This is a genomic window from Burkholderia alba (assembly GCF_034721475.1).
Lineage (GTDB): Bacteria > Pseudomonadota > Gammaproteobacteria > Burkholderiales > Burkholderiaceae > Burkholderia > Burkholderia alba.
In genome coordinates, this window is sequence record NZ_JAWJWL010000072.1 from 1 (window position 1) to 6,496 (window position 6,496).

Here is a 6,496-nt window from a genome sequence, read left to right on the forward strand (position 1 = left end):
CATCCGCTGGAACGAGCACGACGTCACCCTCGATCCAGTTCACTGAATCGGATTGATCTGTGTCAACGCGATTGACTCGACCCATCGACTAAAGCCGATGGGTCGAGAGTTGAGGGTCGCCGATCGCATCGTCGTCGATGCAGGAGTTCCGACGCGGCCGTCGAACGGAAAGATCCGGCCGATCCCGACACGCCCGATCATGCCGCCATCCAAGCTGTTTCTATCCAGAGAGGTATCTATGTTTCCTGCAGCACTCAAGCGGAAAAGCGTCTATCTAGTGCTATTGCTTACGCCCTTGTCGGCAATGGCGTCACTGGGCGGCAACCCGGCCAGCGTGGATCGCGACATGACAATCCTGGGCAATGCGGCTTCGGCCAAAACCGCATCGGTGATAAGCGGTTCCGTCGGGACCGTGACAGAACAACAAGCCAGGGACATCACGCCGACGGGTAGCGCCTATCAGGTGAAAGAATTCACTACCGGGGACGGCACCACCGTACGCGAGTACCTCAACAAGGACACCGTGTTCGGCGTGGCGTGGCAAGGACCCGTGATTCCCGATTTGCAGCAATTATTTGGCAGTGCCAATTATGAAGACTACAGTAACGCGCTCAGTGCATTGCACAAGACGCATTCACCGTCCAGTTTGCGTCGCGCCGTCACCGTGTCAGAACTGGGCTTGGTGGTGCACTCGTTCGGCCGTGTGCCACATTTTTCGGGCACGGCCTATATCCCGCACCTCGTCCCGATCAATGTTTCCACCACGGTTGTCCGATAAGGAATTGACCATGCGCAAAGCGATCCTGACCGTCTATTTTCTACTGACGTCCCTGGCCTTTGGGTACGTCGGTTCCGTCAATGCGGCGACCAACCCGGCGCCGGCCAATGTGTTGCCGCTGACCGTGCACTACAGCAGTGCCGTGACTTCACCCAATATCCCCACCGTCAGCATTACCCTGTGCGTACCTGGCTATACGGACGCGGCGCATTGCCAGACCATCCCGGACATCCTGGTCGATACCGGTGCCAGCGGTGTGCGTATCGTTGCATCGGTGCTCAACCCGGCTTTGCAGAAAGCCTTTGTCCCCGAAACATACAGTGGCAAGAACGTCGCTGAATGCCTGCAGTATGTGAACAGCTCGGTCTGGGGCAGCGTGTCGAAAGCCGACATCTGGCTCGGCACCGATCCCACCCAGGGTACGCCCCCGGCGAACGCCCAGTACGGCAACGGCGTGCCGTTTCAATTGATCGGCGGAAGCGGTCTGCCTGCGGCGCCGAGCCAGTGTTCGAATATCCAGGATACCGTCGCGGCTTTCGGCTCCAACGGCACCATCGGCGTCAGCCCCGCCACCCTGGACGGTGAACTCCTGTATTACACGTGCAGTTCCACCTCCTGCGCTCGCGCCCAGTTGCCGAGTTCCTCGCAAGTACCCAATCCGGTTGTACGGCTGCCCGCGGACAACAATGGGGTGGTCCTGCAAATCAACGCCCTCGGCAGCGGGAACGCGCAAGCCAGCGGCAGCGGAAACCTGATCCTGGGCATCGGTACCGAGACAAACAACAAGCTGGCCGCCAGCACCACGATCGCGTATACCAACAGCACTTACGGCATGAACGACATCAAGCTGCAAGTTGGCACGAACAAAGCCACGACCTTCGCGGCTTCGTCCGACAACTACGATGCCTTCGACAGCGGCACCAATGATTTGTCCCTGGGCGTCGTGAGCGGCTTGGCATCGGGGTCCTGCAATGACGAATTCACCCCCGCCGATTGCCCGGCGCAGCCGACGAATGTCTCGATGATGGTCACGGATGGGAAGGGTACCTCAAGCACGGGCTATGCGTTTACCGTGGCTTCTTATTCCGACACGACGATCAACAAGGATGCGGCATTGAGCCAACTGGCCGACCACGGCGGCTATATGCTGATCGGCTTCCCCTATTTCTATGGCAAGACGTTGTATTTCGCCATAGAAGGGGCAAGTGTCTCCAGTGCGGATGGGCAAAGCGCGTTAGTCGGGCCCTTCAACGGACTGTGAGCGCGGCGGCCGGTCATCTGATTCAGGAACAATCGAATTTCCTGAAACTCAGCCGGCCAACGCCCCCAACGGGTGCTGTCAACTTGCGGTTGTTTGTCGATAAATGCGTATTTCGGCTTCGCCGAAAGCGCATCCTGATTCGTGTTGATAGTACTGCTCGTCAGGATACCGAACACATCGGCGAAACCAGTTACCACCGCGTCGGCAATACGCCGGTTGGATCGACCTTGACCGGCGTTGGTGCATGGAGGAAAGGCAAAGTGCAACCCGCCCCTTTCCCCATAGCTTATGCGGTGACCACCTTACAACGGACGGACTTCGGCCGTCCGGCACTGAGCATCCGGTTGAACACCGCCACGCTGATTGTTGATATGTATGCCGAATTGACCCCACGGGGATGCCGAGATGTCACTCGCAGCGGTCGGCGGGCTTCAGACGCGGATATCCGCTCTGGCCGGAATCAATCACGTCGACACACTGTTGGGCAGAAACGTTCAGAACACTGTAGATGTCGCGCGTCGTCCCTTTCGATAGCTGGATGCGATTACGATAAATCGGGGCGGTCTGCGTCTCGTTGCGCGATCCGAACAGACGCGATACATCGAAGCTGAGGCCCGCACCGAAGAAACCGCCAGACGAGGTATTCGGAAAACCGCCACTGCCACCGCCGCCGCCTACGCCGACCGTCGGGCCTGATCCCGAAGGTGCAATAGGCACATCCGTCAGATGCGTTTTGCCGACAATCCGACCGGCCGTGATGGTCGCGTCGACGGGTAACGAGACTTCCGAGGTAGGTAACGCCGAGCAGGCCACCATACTCAACGCCACGGCCATGATTGCGAAGGCCGCTTTATCGATTGTCATCATCCGTTCCCCCTCTAAACGTCCTTGAATCGGTTTGAGATTGATGTCGCCAGCGTTCGCAGGCGAGCCGGTGCTGGTTGAGCAAGCGCGCGTAGTCGGCATCGAACGTCGGGCGTTCGTAGATCGACGGGGGGCTAACAGGGCGTTCGTTTGGCAACCCGGGGGTGTCTGCGACGCTGACGTCTGTCCGAGCCAGGGACTGCGTACCCAGATAATAGCGGGCGCGCAGTCCGGCTCCAGCGCCCCGTCTATAAGGACGACAGACCACCTGACCGTGCTCGACCAATTTGAGCAAGACGGGTTTGATGTGCGTGAGGGGAAGGCCCATGCGGCGGGCGATCTGAAACGCCTCGTAGCCGATCAAGGGCTGCATGGCGCGGAGCAGGTCGGAGGCGAGACGGGACGAAATAGTCATGCGCGTGATGGTATCAGCGATGAGGGGCGGGGACGGTGAGCCAAAGCGGGGCGATTCGGTTTATGCCGGATCGTCCCGTTTGTCATTTGTGCCCGCCTTTGCCTGCTCGGTGGCAGCTTTTTCTGCCATCGATTTTCGGCTTTCCTCGAGCATTTTCCGGGCGAAGCGGGTGTCTGGCGCACCTCGTTTGGCATAAGCATTACCGCGCGCAATACGTTGTTGCATGGTGAGCAATCTCAGTTGCTCGGGCGTAAGGGTATCGGAAGTCAGCCAGTCGTCCGGGAGCGTGGCGGCCGGAGTGATCGTTGCGCACACACGCACGGCGGCCGACGTCGGGGCAATGGACGGCGCTGGCGCGAGCGGGACCACGACGGCAACCGGATCAGGTGACGGCTGGGTGTTTCGTGTGGTGGTCAAACTCGCCGGGGCTGGAGTCACAGCGGCGCGTCCGGCTGTCTTGAATTGTCGCATGACGATGCCGCGTTCTTTGCGAATGCGTGCGAGGGTTCGCACGAAAGTGGCGAACGACATGTCGAGGCCGTTACGGGCAAGCGAGTCTCGAATCGTAGCGCGCCGGACACCGGCCACGGTGGCGGCCTGAACCTCATCAAACAGGTCGCGCAGACGGGCGGCAGCGGGTCGTTGATCGCTGGATGCGAGAGTACGAAGGTCGGCAATAGCAGCAGCGGTATTCATGGTCGGCGCGGCCGGGGAGATAGATGGAAGAACTATAACTTAGAAGTCCTCACAAGTCACGAGATCGTCTCGAAGGAGGTTCTTCTCTGGCATTACTTGTCTTTACTTGTCACCTATCTGGACTGATGTCGTCTCTAGCCTATCACTGAGGATAAAACGGAGCCTCGGCCCGAGGCATGACGGCCAGCGACGCCGGCGGGGTTGCCGGGCGCAAGCGCCCGGCAACATTGTCAGGCAGCAACGAAGCGCCAGAGCGATTGGGACCGGAACGCCCTGGGGGCGTCCAATCATCTAAGGAACTCTCGCCAGAGGCCGGGGTCTCGACATTGCCGGGCGACGGGCCTCGGCAACCTACGTTCGATGAGGAGTGTGGTCGTGCGTGCAGTGCGCCATAGATGAAAACTTCGAAGTCCTCACCGGAGCACGACGCCGTTGACGTCAATGTCGAGATTCTCGAACGCTCCGACACGCTGCTCTTGGTTCGCTGGGTGGAACCCGGACGTTGCCATTGCGGAGAGCAACGCTGGCGGCGCCGTTTCGCGCGCCGTGCGGGCACCTGCGTGCTATCGCACAAGGTAATCCACTGTGGCGACGAAGTATTTCGGCCGGCAGAACGCTCTGTGCCTGCGAACACGGAGGCGATGATCTCCGTTGCTGAGGTGTTCGGTTCCGACAACGGCAGTGTTGATTCTCGATACATACGGCGCAGTGATGCCCGAGGAGGTACGAAAAATGGTTGAGCATTTAATACAGATTTCGTCGGAAGTGCACTTGGTATTAAAGGCAGCAGCAAGACTCTACGCGGCCATGAGCCCGTCCGAGTTCGAGAACGATACGCTTCTGGTAACTGCGAGCAAGCTGTGCATCGTGGGCCTGATATCGACGGAAGCATGGGTGCGGGTTCCTGCCAGCTGTGCTGTTCGCGTCAAGCGCGAGCCTCCAGGTGTGCTCGTTGCCCAGGTCATCTTGCCTAGGCAACAGCCTACTGGGGGTAGAGGTTTGCGGTCGTGGCAATAGCGGTACGTATGTTATCGGAATATAGGGGCCAGAACATCTACTTCTGCTAGCTGGTTTTGAGTGCAAGATGGCGCGTGGACGTATCCGCGCCCACGCCCACCGATCGGTCGATGACTGTTGAGGCTCGCTAATAGAGGTGGCCGCGCAAATTCAGACGGCCGGATAAGTGGAGCGGCCGGGGTCTTGAGCCAGCGATAATGCTGGCAAAGGAACCGGAAAGATGACGAAGAGAACCCGACGGACGCACTCAGCGGCGGTCAAAGCGAAGGTGGCGCTGGCCGCGGTCAAAGGCGAGCGGACACTGGCCGAACTGGCGCAGCAGTTCGATGTGCATCCGAACCAGATCACGGAATGGAAACGGCAGTTGCAGGAACGCGCGGCCGACGTGTTCGGCACGGCCGGGGCGTCGCCGAGCGAGCCCCCGGTAGGCCGGAAGGCGCTGCATGCCAAGATCGGTCAGTTGGCCCTGGAGAACGATTTTTCATATGGCCTGTTTTTGCAAGTAGGACGAGCACCACTCTCGCTGCCGCGATTTCGTACACCAGCGTATCCGACCTGATGGGTAACGCGGCACACGGGCTGTTTGTCGGTAAGCGATCCACGAACGACGCCCCTCAGAGTAAGGTGGCAGAACGCGTGAGGTGTGGTAGCGATGCGGGTCAGCAGAGGTTGGCGGGCATTTTCCAAGGCAGCAGTGCGTCATAGTCGTCGACACTCTTCGCCAGAGGTAGACACTGGAACANGTAAGCGATCCACGAACGACGCCCCTCAGAGTAAGGTGGCAGAACGCGTGAGGTGTGGTAGCGATGCGGGTCAGCAGAGGTTGGCGGGCATTTTCCAAGGCAGCAGTGCGTCATAGTCGTCGACACTCTTCGCCAGAGGTAGACACTGGAACAGCCAGGTCAGGTAACGATACGGATCGATGCTATTGGCCTTGCAGGTCTCGACGAGCGTATAGAGATTGGCGCTCGCGTTTGCACCATCGACAGTGTCGGAGAACAACCAGCCGCGGCGCCCGACGCAGAACGGGCGAATCGAGTTTTCGCAGGGATTGTTGCTGATAGGCCAACTGCCGTTCTCAACGTAGCGGACCAGCTTCGGCCACTGCGCGCGCAGGTAGGCCAGCCCCTTGCCGAGCAAGCTTTTCGGTACGACGCCGGACGACTGCTTGAGCATCAGTGCGTGGATGACGTCGAGTACGCGTGCGCTGTATCGTCGTCGCAACCGCTGTCGTCGTTCGGCTGTCCACGTCTCACTCCGAGATTCCGCGGCGAACAGCTTGCCGATCAACTTGATGAAGCGTGTCGCGAGCAGATCGGGGGTTCGTGCGGCCTTCGGCACGTTGTCTTCCGCCTTGACGAAGTACCGTCTCACGTGAACCCAGCATCTGTCGATGGCGATCTAAAAGCGCGCAAATCTGGCGGCGAGAGCAAACGACGACAATTCGCCCTGATACAGAAATGGG

Annotated in this window: 6 protein-coding genes and 2 pseudogenes; 4 read left to right on the top strand and 4 right to left on the bottom strand. The window is 59.5% G+C overall.

What is annotated here, in order from left to right; translation table 11 throughout:
• Window positions 1-97 precede the first annotated feature (97 nt).
• Complete coding sequence (locus RZR99_RS31640) at window positions 98-778, top strand: DUF2844 domain-containing protein (RefSeq protein WP_323123651.1); 681 nt, start codon at window positions 98-100, stop codon at window positions 776-778.
• A gap of 10 nt (window positions 779-788) precedes the next feature.
• Window positions 789-2,039 (top strand): DUF3443 family protein, encoded by a 1,251-nt coding sequence (locus RZR99_RS31645; RefSeq protein ID WP_323123652.1) that lies wholly within the window; start codon window positions 789-791, stop codon window positions 2,037-2,039.
• Window positions 2,040-2,447: 408 nt separating this feature from the next.
• Here RZR99_RS31645 and RZR99_RS31650 read toward each other — a convergent pair whose 3' ends face one another.
• The 3 genes from RZR99_RS31650 to RZR99_RS31660 are packed head-to-tail and all read right to left on the bottom strand — an operon-like array spanning window position 2,448 to window position 4,014.
• Complete coding sequence (locus RZR99_RS31650; RefSeq protein WP_323123653.1) at window positions 2,448-2,906, bottom strand: hypothetical protein; 459 nt, start codon at window positions 2,904-2,906, stop codon at window positions 2,448-2,450.
• Entirely contained in the window at window positions 2,890-3,318 is a 429-nt protein-coding gene (locus RZR99_RS31655; RefSeq protein ID WP_323123654.1) for a hypothetical protein, read from the bottom strand. Before RZR99_RS31655 ends, RZR99_RS31650 begins: the two co-directional genes overlap by 17 nt.
• Window positions 3,319-3,378: 60 nt before the next feature.
• Window positions 3,379-4,014, bottom strand: a complete 636-nt coding sequence (locus RZR99_RS31660; protein WP_323123655.1) for a hypothetical protein — start codon at window positions 4,012-4,014, stop codon at window positions 3,379-3,381.
• Window positions 4,015-4,409: 395 nt separating this feature from the next.
• Here RZR99_RS31660 and RZR99_RS31665 point away from each other — a divergent pair, with 395 nt between their 5' ends.
• A complete protein-coding gene (locus RZR99_RS31665) occupies window positions 4,410-4,754 on the top strand; it encodes a DUF3331 domain-containing protein (RefSeq protein ID WP_323123656.1) in 345 nt (114 codons plus the stop codon).
• A gap of 497 nt (window positions 4,755-5,251) precedes the next feature.
• Window positions 5,252-5,512: pseudogene (locus tag RZR99_RS31670) on the top strand (transposase); the annotation flags it as partial.
• 332 nt (window positions 5,513-5,844) lie between these two features.
• On the opposite strand, the pseudogene RZR99_RS31675 reads toward RZR99_RS31670, so the two are convergent.
• A pseudogene (locus tag RZR99_RS31675) lies at window positions 5,845-6,417 on the bottom strand (IS66 family transposase); the annotation flags it as partial.
• Window positions 6,418-6,496: the final 79 nt, after the last annotated feature.

Excerpts from the sequence above, each read along its gene's own strand:
- RZR99_RS31640 (WP_323123651.1), top strand. The coding sequence starts at position 98 with ATGGGTCGAGAGTTGAGGGTCGCCGATCGCATCGTCGTCGATGCAGGA.
- RZR99_RS31645 (WP_323123652.1), top strand. The coding sequence starts at position 789 with ATGCGCAAAGCGATCCTGACCGTCTATTTTCTACTGACGTCCCTGGCC.
- RZR99_RS31650 (WP_323123653.1), bottom strand. The coding sequence starts at position 2,906 with ATGATGACAATCGATAAAGCGGCCTTCGCAATCATGGCCGTGGCGTTG.
- RZR99_RS31655 (WP_323123654.1), bottom strand. The coding sequence starts at position 3,318 with ATGACTATTTCGTCCCGTCTCGCCTCCGACCTGCTCCGCGCCATGCAG.
- RZR99_RS31660 (WP_323123655.1), bottom strand. The coding sequence starts at position 4,014 with ATGAATACCGCTGCTGCTATTGCCGACCTTCGTACTCTCGCATCCAGC.
- RZR99_RS31665 (WP_323123656.1), top strand. The coding sequence starts at position 4,410 with ATGAAAACTTCGAAGTCCTCACCGGAGCACGACGCCGTTGACGTCAAT.